Raw genomic sequence first — 15831 nt, 5'->3', positions numbered from 1 at the left:
GTTATAATAAATCATGTTATTCTAATATAGAATACAGGAGGTCAATATGAGCAATATTAACGATACATTAAAACGTATAAATGAACTAGCAGCAAAGAAAAAATCTGGGCAACAACTCACACCAGAGGAATTAGCAGAAAAAAAAGAACTTTATGAAATTTACTTAAGCTTCATTCGAGGCCAAATCACAGATACATTGGACCGTGTTGAATTCGTGGATCCTGAAACAGGTGAACGTACAGCTCCTAAACAAGCGCTCGAAAACTTGGCTAAAAAAGCTGACCAAGACATTAAAGAACATAAAGATATCCACTAAAAAAAGCCACTTGATATATATCAAGTGGCTTTTAGTATTAGCAACAGCATAAATTATAATTTGCCGAGTCGTTTCATAGCATTATAAATTTTTTCAGCTAGTCCTGTCATTTGGAATTTAGGAATACCACAGGCAGCTATGCGAATACCGTTAGCTAAAGCGATAACATAGATATGTTCTTTTTTCAACTCTTCACAGATAGCATTAGCAGAATCTGTAGGAATCGTAATAAAGAAACCACCGCGATATGGCAACATAGGAAGGCCAACTCGTGCTGCTTCTTGTTTAAATATATCAGCACGATCGCGAATCAATTGATAATAGCAATTACGTTCATCTTCATAAGCTTTAAACTTAGCTGGATCAGCTACAATATTTGCCATTGTACGCATTGCAGGCCGGCATATATTAGACCATGTAGCACGGCTTGTAGATTTGTTGATTTCTAAGAATTCATCAGCAATTTCTTCATCATCAGAAATACCAATCAAGGCACCTACACGTTGCCCATACATAGTGAAGCCTTTAGACAAGCTATAGCAAACACATGTAAGGATTTCTTTTGGCAAATGACTGAATTTACTAAAGAATGCACGAACCTCTTCTTTTTCACCAGAATAATCAAGGTATGCAACATCAATGCCAATGATTACATTATTACGGCCTATAGCAACGAGTTCTTTCAAGAAGTTAAGGATAGATTCCCAATCTTTGTCCTCTATAGAGTAACCTGTTGGGTTATTACCAGGTGTATTAAACAAAATTACAACATTTGTTTGTTTCGCAGCTAATTCATTTACACGATTTTGGAACGCTTCATGGTTAAAGTTATTATGTTCATCAAATAAAGAATAGGTAACAAGTGTACGACCTACATCGCTACAAAGTATACGATAGGCACCCCAGTACCAATCAGCAGTCAACACCTCATCACCAGGTTCTGTATAGTTATGAACTAAGTGATGAATACCGCCTGTACCACCTGTAGTAGCAATACTACGGATATGACCTTCTGGACGAGATTGTCCAAAGCATTCCGCCTCTGCAGCAGCAAGGAACTCAGGTACACCTGCAATCGGAGCATAACCAATATGTTCAGAATCTGGAAGACTTAAATATTCGTCCTTAACGGTTTTAAGGAATACTAATTTACCATCTTCATCATAAATCGCACCTAATGTACCATTAACAACGTTCTCGCGACCATTTTCTTTAGCATCAGCTTGGGCTTGGCCAGCAGTTACAAAGATTACATCTTTAAGTTTTTTCCCTTTTGCATGCTTTGCAGCAACACTTGTCATAACTTGCACCATCCTATCTAAAATGAATTATTACATATTTATCATACCTAAACTTATTTAATTATACAATGAGTATTTAAAAATATATTGTATACATAAGAAAAAATACTAATTACAATCTGAATTATAAAAAAGCTAAGGTATATAGGATATATACAATATCCTATATAAAATATTTTTATAAATCATATGCTAGTATTTATAAAAAAAAGACCACTCATTAGAGTGGTCTTTGATATCCTTAGAAGGAGTAGCCTACACCAGCGTGTAAACCTTTTGCAGTTTTATCGTTGCTGTTTACGCTATATTTATCATAGCCATAGTATACGTTCAAGTCTACATCAGGGCGAACTTCATATTGAGCACCTACTTGGTAAGTTTGTTTAATATCGTTACCCCAACCAGCTTTAGCAAAGCCGTTTACTTTTTCTGTCAATGGCACATGACCAATAACACCAGCTTGGAAACCTAATTCTGTATCATTTGTACGAATTGCAGTACCAGCACCATATACGTTTACGTTTGGATGCACTTTATAAACTAATGCTAATTGATGATCTTTAATGTCCCCATTTTTTGCATTCAATTTATCATAAGAATATTGAACAGCAGTTTTATTGGAAAGATCGTGTTGCAAAGAAACACCGAAACCGTCGTTGCTATTGCCGCCACCTTTAGATACATGTTGTTTAAACGCATAATCAGCTTGTACTTTAGTGGAACCGTCGCTAATTTTTGTTACAGGTGCCGCTGCAAATGCACTACCTGCCACAACTGTAGCTGCTAGAGTTAATAATACTAATTTCTTCATTTGTACCTCCTATACACATATCTCAAGATATGTCTTACTAAGTTACTTATTTACGAATGTTTTGATTATACACTCTATAAATTAGCGTTTCATGAATACAGGGATATCTGGGATACCGCTGTTAGTTGTTGTTGTAGTGGATGCTGGACGAGATGTAGTAGTTGTTTTACCGAATTCTGGTACGCTTTTAGCGTTATTGCCAAAACCAGTTGCTACAACAGTAACTTGAACTTTATCGCCCAAGCTTTCATCGATAACAGAACCGAAGATGATATTTGCATCAGGGTCTGCTGCATCAGAAATAATTTGAGCAGCTTCGTTTACTTCAAAAATACCCAATTCGGAGCTACCAGAAATATTAAGCAAGATGCCTTTTGCACCATCAATGGAAGTTTCCAACAATGGGCTATTGATAGCCATTTTTGCAGCGTCTGCAGCACGGTTTTCACCTGTACCTTCACCAATACCCATCAAAGCTTCGCCTTGATTAGTCATGATAGTTTTAACGTCTGCAAAGTCAAGATTGATTAAACCAGGAATTTGGATCAAATCGGAAATACCTTTGATACCTTGACGAAGAACTTCATCAGCTTTGCTGAATGCATCAGATACGGAACATTTTTTATCTACAACTTGTAACAATTTGTCATTAGGAATAACGATAATTGTATCAACTTTTTGAGTCAAGAACTCAATGCCTTTTTCTGCCGCAGCACGACGACGTTTGCCTTCGAATGCGAAAGGTTTAGTTACAACGCCAACTGTTAATGCACCAACTTCTTTAGCACATTCAGCTACGATTGGAGCAGCACCAGTACCAGTACCACCGCCCATACCAGCAGTTACGAATACCATATCAGCACCTTCAAGAGCTTTAGTAATTTCTTCACGGCTTTCTTGAGCTGCTTCTTCACCGATTTGTGGGTTAGCACCAGCACCAAGGCCTTTAGTAACTTTTTCACCGATTTGAATTGTTACATCCGCTTTAGACAATTCAAGCACTTGGTTTTCTGTATTAACGGCTAAAAATTGAACACCTTTAATTTGGTTATCAACCATACGATTAACAGCGTTATTACCGCCGCCACCAACACCGATAACTTTAATATTTGCAAAATCAGACATTGAACTTCCTCCTCTTATCGTTATCTATTGTATCAATATACGTCCCAATGTATCGATTTATATACTGACTATCTTATAACAATTACATTTATTTTACACTAAAATTTAAAAACTTTCCACTATATAGAATGTGATTTATTAGAACCGCTTAGTCATAATTATTTTGCGTATAGCGCCTACATTAATAAATACACGTAACCCAAATCCAATAAGGGCCACATAGTATAGGTTAATGCCTATTAAATCACCAACATATACAAGAATAACAGCTAATACCATATTTGAAAAGAACCCAATGACAAAGTTACTGAGATCAAAGGTTCTTTCCAATGCTGCTCGACTGCCACCAAATACTGCATCTAAAGCTGCTAGAACAGCTACCGAAGTATAATTCGAATAACTAGCGGGGATATGAAGTGGTGCTATCCATCCTAAGATAGCCCCTATAATTAGGCCAATGATGGCAAAGATATAGATATTCATTCTTTACCTCCTAACTCATTAGGCTTCATATGTTCTTCTCTAAAAGTACCTGTGAAAGCAGGAATCGCTACATCCTCTTCTTGCTTTATAGTTACCTTTATCCCCCAATGTTTAAGTGAATCTACTACACCACCGCGCATAGTGAGCGCAGAATTTAATGTCTTTGGATCTCCAATAGCTTTCACCGTAAAGGGAGCTCCAAAAACCTTCCCATTTACAGTAATAGTCGGGCCTGAACATCGTATTTCAGACGTTCCTATGAGGCGTTGATCATTAATAGCTATCGCTTCAGCCCCACCAGCCCGTAATTCATTAACAATTCTTAGAATATCTTCATCATGAATTACATATAAATTGGGATTTTCCCCGCTTTGTACAGGCTTTAAGCTATCTTCAATCAACACACTAACGCCCGGCCCTTTAACATTAGTTAAAGCCGCTTTCATCATGAGCTGTTCATCAGCTTTACCACCGCCATTGGCACCAGATTTTTTTAGTGACTCAATTTGCTTTAACAAAGCATCACGTTCACTCTGGGCCTCTCTCAATTGTACCGCCAAATCGCCAGTTCGTTGTAAGCGAATATTTTCTTCTATATTATCTTGAGTCATCTTATATTGGGTAACAACCATGAACCCTAATATACAGCTGACTATGGCAATTGCCCACCGTTCGTGTCTCACGACAATCATCTACCTTTATATTCAACATGACCTTATCTATCTTGTTTTTTATCATCCTTCTTAGTAGATGAATTTTCTGTAGTCGGTGCTCCATTCTGATGCTTTTTAACTTCCGGCATCACATCGGTTTTAATGTACGGCGATGAAACATTAACATCTATATACTGTACATTACCATGTGTCTTTTTAATATCTTGTAACATCGACTGAGTTAGCTCTGCTTTTTTTGCTAAGTCTTTACCATCTCCCAGTCGAATCTGTACACCTGAAACAGTATATGCCATTATCGAATCAGGATCTCCAATATTAACCTCTGCAATATTCTTGAATGTCTCCTCATCGAGTGAGTTCAAATATTCAAGAGCCGCCAATATCGGTTTATCTACTACCGTATCACCTAATAGTATATTTCCAGCTTTCACACCAGAAATCATAGGAACAGATGTGTCTTGTATAGCTGGCTCAGATGCGATCACTTGTCCCTTACTATCAAGGGTTAAGTATCCAAACTGGGCCGGTACAACTGCAACTGCCTTGCGTTCTACTACATTTACCACCATTGTCAGTGGCAACTGATAGCTAATTTGAGCCTCTTCGACACGTAAATCTTTCGATAATCTAGTTTTTAATTTTTCTGTACTAATCTGCAATATATTAACAGGTTCATGAATATCACCAGCTACCATTACATCTTGTACAGTTACCTTATCCGATCCAGTAACTTTTAAGGATCCAAAAGGAATAGGTAGTGTAAACAACCCCACCAACACGAGAGTAACTGCACCACCGATTTTTAACACTCGTTTTCTAAATACAGCCCGTTCATCACGAACAGGTGTAGAAGGCTGCATCTCCCCAGAGTTGGATGGATGGTTTTGCTTATCATCCATAGTTAACTCCTTATCTTCTATTAGCCCTTAAAATTTCCCTATACTAGCTGTTAATAGAATTTTTTCACATAATGTTGGGAAGTCAATTCCCATTTCTTTTGCTGCTTTTGGTACTAAAGATGTTGCTGTCATACCAGGCACAGTATTGTATTCAAGAACATACATATTATCTGCATGGTCTGTCATAACATCAACACGAATTACCCCACTGCCTTGTACTTCACGATACACAAGTTCCCCAATGCGTTGCATTTCAGCAGTCATTTCTGCACTAATAGGCGCTGGTACTAAATACTCAGTAGCACCTACAGTGTACTTACTCTTGTAATCATATTCACCAGAATGTGGACGAATTTCAATAACAGACAATGCTTTACCATCTAAAACAGATACTGTAAATTCACGACCATCAAGAAATTGTTCTACCACAAGAATAGGGTCATATTTTAGAGCTTCCGTTACAGCCTCTTCTAACTGTGCTTCATCGCGAACAATAGTAACCCCAATGCTAGAACCTTGCGTAGCAGACTTCACAACTACTGGAATTGTAAAATCCTTACGAATATGTTCAATAATAGCTTCTGCAGATTCAAGATTACCATTAAAGGACTCGGATGCCGCAGTCGGAATATTGGCACCTTTAAATACATCTTTACTTACTTTTTTATTCATACCTACTGCATGAGCCATAATACCTGACCCAGTGTATGGAATTTCAGCCATTTCTAATAGGCCTTGCAACGCACCATCTTCGCCGTAACGACCATGAATTGCATTAAATACAACCTCGCCACCTAAGTCTTCAATATCTTTTAATACAGTGCGCGGATTGAGTTCTAAAGTTTGGGCATTATAACCTTTGCTTTCAAGTGCTTCTGCAATAGCAGCGCCAGTACGACGAGATACCTCAGCCTCTTTGGAAGGACCACCCATTAATACGATTATTTTTTTATCTTTCATTGTAAGCCTTCCTCCAATATAGCTAATAATTTTGGCCCATATTGATTAATAGAACCTGCACCCATGGTGATAACCAAGTCATTAGGTCTTACTACTTTTGATAATACCTCAGGCAAATCGTCAACAGACTGTACATAATGTACATCTTGACCTGTAGCCGCTTTAATAGCATTTGGAATCGTATTGCCATCAATACCAGGGATTGGATCTTCACCAGAGCTATAAATATCTGTCATATATACTTCATCAGCGCTTGTGAAAGCAGTAGCAAATTCATCCTTTAACAAGCTTGTGCGAGTAAAGCGATGTGGCTGGAATACACAGATAACACGATGTTTTTCCAACTCTTTTGCTGCTTTCAATGTTGCTTTAATTTCTGTAGGATGATGAGCATAGTCATCAACAACCCACACACCTGCTACGTGACCTTTTGTTTCGAAACGACGTTTTGCACCGATAAACTTACCTAAACCTTTAGTAATAATGCGCGTTTCTACACCGCAGCAATCATGAGCAACAACAAAGGCAGCCAACGAATTCAATACATTATGTTCACCAGGAACTCGTAAGCGAATGCGCTCAACATTCACACCATTATGGTATACATCATATACCAAAGTAGAGTCTACATAGTGAATATTTTTAGCTACATAATCATTATTATCACTTAAGCCATATGTAATGAAATTACGATTTACACGGCTCATAACATAACGAATATTCTCATTATCTCCACATACGATCGCTTTGCCAGATTCTGGTAACGTTTCGACAAACTCACAGAAAGCGTTTAACAAGTTATCCATAGTCTTATAATGATCCATATGATCATCTTCAATATTAGTTATAACGATAGTATGTGGACGCAATTTTAAAAATGAACCATCGCTCTCATCCGCTTCCACAACGGAAAAATGTCCTTTCCCAAGACAACTGCTACCTTTGAGATAATCTACTTCGCCACCGATAATTACCGTAGGGTCCGCATTAGCCTCCACTAAAATTTGTCCAATCATTGAAGTTGTAGATGTTTTACCATGCGCACCAGCTACTGCGATACCATCTGTTACATCTAATACAGCCTTTACAATATCAGAACGATGTAAAATGGTAATCCCTTGCTCTTTAGCGGCAACAATTTCAGGATTGTCTTCACGAATCGCTGTAGAACGAACTATGGCATCAACACCATTTACATATTCTTTATTATGACCGATATGCACCGTGGCACCCATATCTCTAAACTTAGAAATCACTGCAGATTCAGCAATATCTGAACCAGATACATCATAACCTTTTTGAATCAAAATATTCGCTATCGCACGCATACCAGATCCACCAATACCGATAAGGTGAATTTTGTGAATACCGTCTAACATAAAACCTCTCCTTGTTACTTTGCAATAGATAAAGCTAATTTTGCAATATCATGAGCCGCATTCGGTTTCCCCAATTGCAATGCTCGGTCTCCCATTTGTGCCAACAAATCACGGTTGGCCATAAACATCTCGATTTCCCCTATTAAATCGTGAGCACTCAACATTTTATCTACAATCATATGAGCCGCCCCTTCTTGTACAAAGATACGTGCATTATAGGTTTGATGATCTTCCGCTGCGTATGGATACGGTATCAATACGGATGGAATACCGCGAACTGCTAATTCTGCTAGACCTATAGCACCAGATCTAAATACTGCTAAATCGGCTGCTGCTAGTGCTTTTGGCATATCATGTAAATACGGCAAAATCAAAGATGAACTACCTAAACCATCCCCATCGGTAATACCCAATTGGGATAAAACAGATTCATATTCTCCGTTTCCCGTAATATGGATTAATTTAATACCTTTCACACCTTGGAAGTGTTTATGTACATCTATCATAGCATTGTTAATAGTTCTCGCCCCTCGAGAACCTCCAGCTATGAGTACTGTAAAAGTATCATCACTTAAGTTGAAATAGTTACGTCCCTCTGTTCTCGAATCAACTAGCACATCTGGACGAACAGGATTCCCTGTATAGACTACGCGCTTTGCTTTAGAAAACGATGCTTCCGCATCCTTATAGCCTAGGGCTACCACATCAACAAAACGGCTCAGAATTTTATTAGTAATACCTGCTATGACATTCTGTTCTTGAATTATAGTAGGAATATTATGTAATGCTGCAGCCAAGAGAACAGGCCCACATACATAACCACCAGTACCAATAACCACATCAGGTTTAAACTTACAAACTATGGCATTAGCTTTTACAATGCCTAAAGCAGTTTTACCTAATGTAACTAATGTACCTAACGATAATTGACGCTGCAAGCCTTGCACAGGAATCGTAGTAAACTCTATCCCCTCTTTAGGAACTAATGTAGCCTCGAGACCTTGCTTGGTACCAACATATAACACCTTTGCATCAGGATTTTGTTTCATAATTTCCTTATATATAGTTATTGCTGGATATATATGTCCACCAGTGCCACCACCTGAAATAATAACACGTTTCATTAATGGTGTCCTCCCTCTTGCAACATATGAACACAACGTTTAAAGTCATCTCCACGCTCTTCAAAACAGCTGTACCAATCAAAGCTTGAGCAAGCCGGAGATAATAGCACAATATCGCCAGTCTCTGCCAATTTATAGCCTTGTTCTACGGCTTCTTTCATGGATAAAGCACGATAAATCGGCTTCACACCAGCCTCTTTTGCAGCCGTCTCAAAACGATCTGCTGCTTCCCCCATGAAAATAACAGCTTTAGTCTTCTCCTTAACTAACTCCATGAAGTCTTCTAAAGGCGTCATTTTATCATGACCACCAGCTAATAGAATAACTTGTTGATCAAAGGATTCTAATGCTTTAACCACAGAATCTACATTAGTCGCTTTAGAATCATTATAAAATGTAATACCATCAATCGTCTTAACGCGTTCTAAACGATGTTCAACGCCATGGAACTCACTAATAATACGATGAATTGTTTCTACAGGTACGCCCAATGCATGAGATAAAGCAATAACGGTCAATATGTTTTCAATATTATGACTGCCTGGAATATGAATATCTTCATTTCCAATAACAAATTTTGCTACCCCATCTTTAGCAATATAACATTGCCCATCAGCATAATAAGCGCCATTCTCTACGGCTTTTTTTTGACTAATTTTTAGAATATGACTAGGCGAACGATGTTCCATATCAGCTACAACGGGATCATCTATATTCAACACTAAATAATCTGTACTTAATTGATTTTCAAAGATGCGTTCCTTCGCAGCAATATAGTTTTCCATCGTCTTATGACGAGCTAAGTGATCTGGAGTAATATTGAGCATAATAGCCCCAATAGGCCTAAAATACTTGATTGTCTCTAATTGATAACTAGATAATTCAGCTACCAAAAAACCGCCTGCAGGCATAGAATACGCCACTTCACTAAGGGAATCCCCAATATTTCCACCGACGTGAACTGGTTTTCCAGAGCCTTCTAGTACTTTAGTTAATAAGGTTGTTGTCGTAGTCTTACCATTTGTACCAGTAACAGCTACGATAGGTGATTTAGATACTTCATAAGCTAATTCTACTTCACTGACCACGTCAATACCACGGGCATGTGCTGCTTTTACAATCGGAATGTCTAAAGAAATACCTGGAGAAATAACGATACGATCCACGCCATCTAGCAAGGATTCATCTTGACGTCCTGTAATAATATTTACCCCTGCCGCAACGAGTCGTTTCTCCTCAGCCGTAGGCAGTGTCATAGGCTTATAATCATTTAACACAACATGCGCACCCACTTGGGCTAATACCCAGGATGCACCTATACCGCTGGCTCCAGCTCCAAGAACAAGTATATGTTTATCTCCATATTCCATCTATATCACCTAAACTATTTATAAAATTAATGTATCCTATCTAATAAGCATACCATTATTTACAACTTCCGTTAAGTATTATCTTATAAAGTTATAGTCGCTAAAAGTACACCAATAATGGCTAAAACAGCTCCACCAAACCAGAAGCGATTAACAACTGTTTGTTCTGCCCATCCGGAAAGTTCAAAATGGTGATGAATAGGACTCATCTTAAAAACACGCACACCACGTGTTTTGAAAGAAATAACTTGAATAATAACAGATAATGCTTCCATAACAAAAATGCCACCAATCACCACAAGTAGCAATTCTGTTTTAGTTAAAATAGCCATTGCTGCAAAGGCACCACCTAATGCCAAAGAGCCCGTATCCCCCATGAATACTTTTGCAGGGTTCACATTATATACCAAAAAGCCAAGACATACAGCTGCTATTATAGCGCCGAAGTACGCAACACTTTCAGCACCAATAGAATTTGTCATCGATGCAGCCATCAGACCAATAACAGAGAATGCTATCGCCGCCACTGCTGATGTACCACCAGCAAGACCATCAAGACCATCGGTTAAATTTACTGCATTTGTAGCTCCTACAATAATCAAAAATGCCAATACATAATAACCCCATCCCAATTGTAATTGTGTATCTACAACAGGAATCCATAATGTGGTAGGAACAACCATAATCTCAGTAATGCAATAACAGAATACAGCAGCCAATATAAATTGTCCAAGTAATTTTTGCTTCGCTGTTAATCCAAGATTGCGTTTTTTTACAGCTTTTACAAAATCATCAAAAAAACCTAATAAACAATGACCCAGTGTTAAAAATAATAACATTCCTGTGCCCACATTCCATGGTGCAAACAATGCCACGCCAATAACAAGGGCCACCATCATGAAAGCACCACCCATTGTTGGCGTACCGGCTTTTGCTTGATGACTTTCAGGGCCTTCTTCACGAATACTTTGTTGTGCGTGCAAAGAACGCAACATAGGAATAGCAATTTTACCTAGCACTACCGTAATGATGAAAGTCGCTACGAAGGCTAATAGAATGTGATTTATCATATGAATCCTCTACTTATTAATAAATAGGACGGCTAGATATAACTAGCCGTTACCTATTATTCTCGATCCTTTAATTCTTCAACAACGCGCTCCATTCGTAAACCACGGGAACCTTTCACAAGGATAACATCCCCTTTTTCACGAATATCACTATATGCGTTGGCCATTTCTAAATGGCTGTTACAACGGAATGTAGTTAAACCCGCTTTTTTTGCTTCCTTTGCAATGAAGGCAGCAGCATCACCAAAGGTGAATACAACACTATAACCCTCTTCAGCAAGCAAATGGCCGATTTCACGATGTGCTTCTTCAGAGAAGTCGCCGAGCTCGAGCATATCGCCTAGCATCGCAATTTTACGCTTACCTTCTAATTGGCCAAGTGCTTTAATAGCTTCTGCCATGGATGAAGGGTTTGCATTATAAGCATCATTTAAGATAACAATATCTTCAAATGGAACGATTTCTTGACGCATTGGAGTTCCACTAAACTCACTCAAACCTTTGCGAATTGTGTTAGATTTAATGCCTAGCACTCGGCCTGCAACAATAGCCGTTAATGCATCATATACATTGTGTTCACCAATCATAGGCAAGAAGATATCAAAAACTTCATCATAACACTTACAAGTGAACTTAATACCGTCTTTTTTATAGCGCAAATGGCTACCAATACAAGTAGCATTCCGTTCAATACCATAGGTAATTGTTTTACCCTTAGCTAAACGATCCATAGCTTTTACATATGGATCATCTTCATTAAGGATAGCCACGCTGTTTTCAGGCAAGCAACGAATCAATTCACCTTTCGCTTCGGCAATGGCTTCTCGAGAACCTAAAAGCTCGATGTGACTAGTACCAACATTAGTAATAATCCCCATCGTTGGTTCTGCAATCAAGGCCAGTTCTTCGATTTGTCCGAGCCCACGCATACCCATTTCAACAACACAGGCTTCATGCTCAGCAGTTAAGCGCAATAGTGTTTTTGGTAAGCCAATTTCATTATTAAAATTTTTCTCAGTTTTTAATACATTAAATTCTGTGCCAAGTACGGCTGCCACCATTTCCTTTGTCGTAGTCTTACCAGAGGAACCAGTAATAGCAACTACAGGAATATCAAAGCGGCGACGATGATATCGTGCTAAGTTTTGATATGCTACCAAAGTATTGTCTACCTCGATGCAAGCAATACCTTCTACAGAACGTCCTTTTTCAACGATAGCCCCTGTAGCACCTTTTTCGATAGCCGCATTGATAAAATCATGGCCATCAAAGGTATCACCTTTTAAGGCTACAAATAAAAAGCCTGATTCAATAGTTCTTGTATCAGTAGACACATCTAAAAACTTAATATTATCGGTATGTGCACTCGTCCCCTTTGTGGCCTCCAGTACTTGAGACAATGTAAATTCTGCCATATTAGATCTCCTTGAGGGCTGCTCGCGCCTCTTCACGATCATCAAAATGGATCGTTTTATCCTTTAAGATTTGGTAATCCTCATGCCCCTTACCTGCAATGAGTACAATATCCCCAGATTTTGCATGTTGTATTGCATGTTGAATCGCTTCTCGACGATCAACGATAACTTCATAGTGAGTTCCTTCTCGAAGGCCGTCTTTAACGCCGACTTCCACATCTTTAACAATTTGTACAGGATCCTCTGTACGCGGATTATCAGATGTAACATACACAACATCACCGTATTGTGCCGCAATGCGTCCCATAATAGGACGTTTGGTTGCATCTCGGTCACCGCCACAACCAAAGACTACAATAATACGATTTGCTTGAATAGCCTTTGCTGTTTGTAAAATATTTTCTAACCCATCTGGTGTATGTGCATAGTCTACAACAACAGCAAATGGTTGACCTTCTTCAATCAATTCAAAACGACCAGGTACAGCACTAAATGTTTTCAACGCTTTATCGATGTCTTCCATGGAAATACCTTCTAATAGGCAGGCACCAATAGCTGCTAATGTATTATACACATTAAACAAGCCAGTCGTATTCATTGCAACTGTATAGTCATGACCATCATAAGATACCGTGTAACGGCTAGACTTTGGCGTCATATCAACGTCATGAGCATTCAATGTGCCGCTACCATCAATACTATAGGTAATGATAGGGGCTGTAGTTTTTTCAACAACCCGATGTCCATAGGCATCATCGATGTTAATGACAGCACCCTTACCAGATTTTACTTGGTTTGGTTTGCTAACCTGTTCAAATAGTTTACATTTAGCTGCCAAGTAATTTTCAAATGTTTTGTGAAAGTCTAAATGATCTTGTGTAAGATTTGTGAATACAGCCGTATCATACTCAACACCAGATACGCGTCCTAAAGCCAACGCATGAGAAGATACTTCCATTACACAATGTGTAACACCCTCTTCTACCATTTGATGCAAAATATGTTGTAAATCTACTACGTCAGGAGTCGTATTATGAATCGGATATGATGTATCACCAATCATGATATGAACAGTACCAATCACACCGACCTTATGACCTTGAGCTTTCAAAATATGACGAATCATATGAGTTGTAGTCGTTTTACCATTAGTACCAGTGACACCAATCATGCGCATGGAATTGGCTGGATAATCAAAAAAGTATGGCACACAGGCCATCATAGCCGCACGTGTATCTTCAACAGTGATAACACAAACGTCACTACTTATCTCAACAGGTTTAGATACTAATACAGCTACTGCCCCAGCCTCAACAGCTTTATTAACATAATCATGTCCATCGACAGTAGCACCATCTAAAGCAATAAATAAACTACCTGCTTTTACAGCACGAGAATCAGCGGTAACATCTAAAATTTCAACAGCTGTATTACCTTCTACATGCGGTGCATGTAAGGTTTTTACTATATCTTGTAAGTGTTTCATATACAATCTCCTTTACACGCAAAGGAAAGCAGCCCAATACGAGCTGCTTCGCCTGCTAGTCTATAATTTGCTGTTTCTCTTGTACATTACGTTCAGTAACAGCGCTTTTTGTGCTATAAACAAAAGAATCAGGCAAAACCATTCCTAGTTGTTCTTCTGCGATTTGTTGGATACGTACAGGAGACTTCAAGGAAGCCACTTCAACGTCCAATGCATCGTTATCTTTTGTTAATTGTACTACAGCTTGCTGTGTTTTAACTACCTCATAGCCCAACTTTGTACTGTATGCATTCATAACCATCATGATAAGTAAGCATGCAACTAATGCAGCAATACCATATACAACTTGCCACATCATAGGGCTTAAATCTAAAGCTACGTTTGCACTACGTCTTCTCCCTTGTGCAATGACCAACATATCACCTTTTACTTGGCCCACAACAGCCTTTCTCGCTAACATAACACTTAACCCCTTCCAAATCTACAACTTTACTGCTACGCGCAATTTAGCGCTTCTAGCTCTCGGATTAACTTCAATCTCCCCTATACTTGGCTCTATAGCCTTATTCTTTGCCTTTACAACTGCCTTGTGATTACAAACACACACAGGCAATTGTGGAGGACATATACATGCAGTACTTAACTCTTTAAAAGTTTGCTTTGTAATTCGATCTTCCAAGGAGTGGAATGTAATAACTCCAATCTTTCCCTTTGGTTTTAACATCGATACAGCATCTACAAAACTATCATGCAAAATTGCTAACTCTCTATTTACTTCAATACGTATGGCCTGAAACGTCCGTTTTGCCGGATGAGGTCCATCTTGTCGCGCTTTTGCAGGTATTGCATTCTTAATAATTCTAACTAACTCGCCAGTAGTAGTAATTCTTTTTTCTTGACGTGCTTCAACAATAAACTCGACAATTCTTTTAGCCCATCGTTCTTCCCCATAATCGCGGATAATTTGTAGTAATTGTTCACTGTCATATTCATTGACAATTTCCTCTGCCGTGAGAGGTGCATCTTTATCCATTCGCATATCAAGAGGTCCATCATTCATATATGAAAAACCTCGTTCAGGAGTATCTAGTTGATAGCTGGATACACCAAGATCAAATATAAAACCATCGACTTCATAAATGCCCGCATTTTGGAGGGCTTCTTTTAAGTTAGAAAAGTTTGTAGGTATTGTTAACACCTGACATTTCAAATCAGATAAACGCTGTCGAGCTACACTCAAAGCATCTTCATCCTGATCTAAACCTATAATCATGCCTTCTGGCTCTAGCATCTCGCCCACTGCATGAGCATGTCCTGCCCCACCAAGGGTACAGTCCACATAAATGCCTTTTGGATTAGTTACGACGGAGTCCACCGTTTCACGTAAGAGTACGCTAGTATGATTAAATTCCATCATA

At 38.7% G+C, this 15831-nt stretch carries 16 protein-coding genes; 1 reads left to right on the top strand and 15 read right to left on the bottom strand.

Features of this window, described 5'->3' with window-relative positions; genetic code table 11:
- Positions 1-46 precede the first annotated feature (46 nt).
- Entirely contained in the window at positions 47-316 is a 270-nt protein-coding gene (locus PK1910_RS01690; RefSeq protein WP_105098329.1) for a DUF896 domain-containing protein, read from the top strand.
- 53 nt (positions 317-369) lie between these two features.
- On the opposite strand, the gene PK1910_RS01685 is transcribed toward PK1910_RS01690, so the two are convergent.
- The 15 genes from PK1910_RS01685 to rsmH form a co-directional block, all read right to left on the bottom strand.
- Entirely contained in the window at positions 370-1617 is a 1248-nt protein-coding gene (locus tag PK1910_RS01685; protein WP_213467922.1) for an aminotransferase class I/II-fold pyridoxal phosphate-dependent enzyme, read from the bottom strand.
- A gap of 241 nt (positions 1618-1858) precedes the next feature.
- Positions 1859-2428, bottom strand: a complete 570-nt coding sequence (locus tag PK1910_RS01680; protein WP_024064722.1) for an outer membrane beta-barrel protein — start codon at positions 2426-2428, stop codon at positions 1859-1861.
- 81 nt (positions 2429-2509) lie between these two features.
- The gene (gene ftsZ / locus PK1910_RS01675) at positions 2510-3553 is read right to left on the bottom strand and encodes a cell division protein FtsZ (protein ID WP_129823114.1); all 1044 of its coding nucleotides are present in this window, start codon (positions 3551-3553) and stop codon (positions 2510-2512) included.
- Positions 3554-3691: 138 nt separating this feature from the next.
- On the bottom strand, positions 3692-4036 hold the full coding sequence (locus PK1910_RS01670) for a small basic family protein (protein WP_005386246.1): 345 nt from the start codon (positions 4034-4036) through the stop codon (positions 3692-3694).
- Entirely contained in the window at positions 4033-4728 is a 696-nt protein-coding gene (locus PK1910_RS01665) for a DUF881 domain-containing protein (RefSeq protein ID WP_024065456.1), read from the bottom strand. Before PK1910_RS01665 ends, PK1910_RS01670 begins: the two co-directional genes overlap by 4 nt.
- A 23-nt stretch (positions 4729-4751) precedes the next feature.
- Positions 4752-5609, bottom strand: a complete 858-nt coding sequence (locus tag PK1910_RS01660; RefSeq protein WP_331299256.1) for a cell division protein FtsQ/DivIB — start codon at positions 5607-5609, stop codon at positions 4752-4754.
- 27 nt (positions 5610-5636) lie between these two features.
- A complete protein-coding gene (locus PK1910_RS01655; protein ID WP_024065458.1) occupies positions 5637-6569 on the bottom strand; it encodes a D-alanine--D-alanine ligase family protein in 933 nt (310 codons plus the stop codon).
- Positions 6566-7948, bottom strand: a complete 1383-nt coding sequence (gene murC, locus PK1910_RS01650) for a UDP-N-acetylmuramate--L-alanine ligase (RefSeq protein ID WP_331299255.1) — start codon at positions 7946-7948, stop codon at positions 6566-6568. The genes PK1910_RS01655 and murC overlap by 4 nt, the downstream gene beginning before the upstream one ends.
- A 14-nt stretch (positions 7949-7962) precedes the next feature.
- On the bottom strand, positions 7963-9072 hold the full coding sequence (gene murG / locus PK1910_RS01645; protein WP_004696212.1) for an undecaprenyldiphospho-muramoylpentapeptide beta-N-acetylglucosaminyltransferase: 1110 nt from the start codon (positions 9070-9072) through the stop codon (positions 7963-7965).
- Positions 9072-10442, bottom strand: coding sequence for a UDP-N-acetylmuramoyl-L-alanine--D-glutamate ligase (murD, locus tag PK1910_RS01640; protein ID WP_004697412.1), 1371 nt, complete (start codon positions 10440-10442; stop codon positions 9072-9074). Before murD ends, murG begins: the two co-directional genes overlap by 1 nt.
- An 83-nt stretch (positions 10443-10525) precedes the next feature.
- Positions 10526-11512, bottom strand: coding sequence for a phospho-N-acetylmuramoyl-pentapeptide-transferase (gene mraY / locus PK1910_RS01635; protein ID WP_004697364.1), 987 nt, complete (start codon positions 11510-11512; stop codon positions 10526-10528).
- Positions 11513-11568: 56 nt separating this feature from the next.
- Entirely contained in the window at positions 11569-12927 is a 1359-nt protein-coding gene (locus PK1910_RS01630) for a UDP-N-acetylmuramoyl-tripeptide--D-alanyl-D-alanine ligase (protein WP_287511096.1), read from the bottom strand.
- A 1-nt stretch (position 12928) separates the two neighbouring features.
- A complete protein-coding gene (locus tag PK1910_RS01625; protein WP_287511095.1) occupies positions 12929-14413 on the bottom strand; it encodes a UDP-N-acetylmuramoyl-L-alanyl-D-glutamate--2,6-diaminopimelate ligase in 1485 nt (494 codons plus the stop codon).
- 55 nt (positions 14414-14468) lie between these two features.
- On the bottom strand, positions 14469-14873 hold the full coding sequence (ftsL, locus tag PK1910_RS01620) for a cell division protein FtsL (RefSeq protein ID WP_004697156.1): 405 nt from the start codon (positions 14871-14873) through the stop codon (positions 14469-14471).
- A gap of 21 nt (positions 14874-14894) precedes the next feature.
- Positions 14895-15827: a 16S rRNA (cytosine(1402)-N(4))-methyltransferase RsmH gene (rsmH, locus tag PK1910_RS01615; RefSeq protein WP_287511093.1), complete on the bottom strand. Its 933-nt coding sequence runs from the start codon at positions 15825-15827 to the stop codon at positions 14895-14897.
- Positions 15828-15831: the final 4 nt, after the last annotated feature.

The sequence above is a fragment of the Veillonella parvula genome, from assembly GCF_036456085.1.
GTDB classification, from domain to species: domain Bacteria; phylum Bacillota; class Negativicutes; order Veillonellales; family Veillonellaceae; genus Veillonella; species Veillonella parvula_E.
This window is presented reverse-complemented; position numbering and strand designations above follow the sequence as displayed.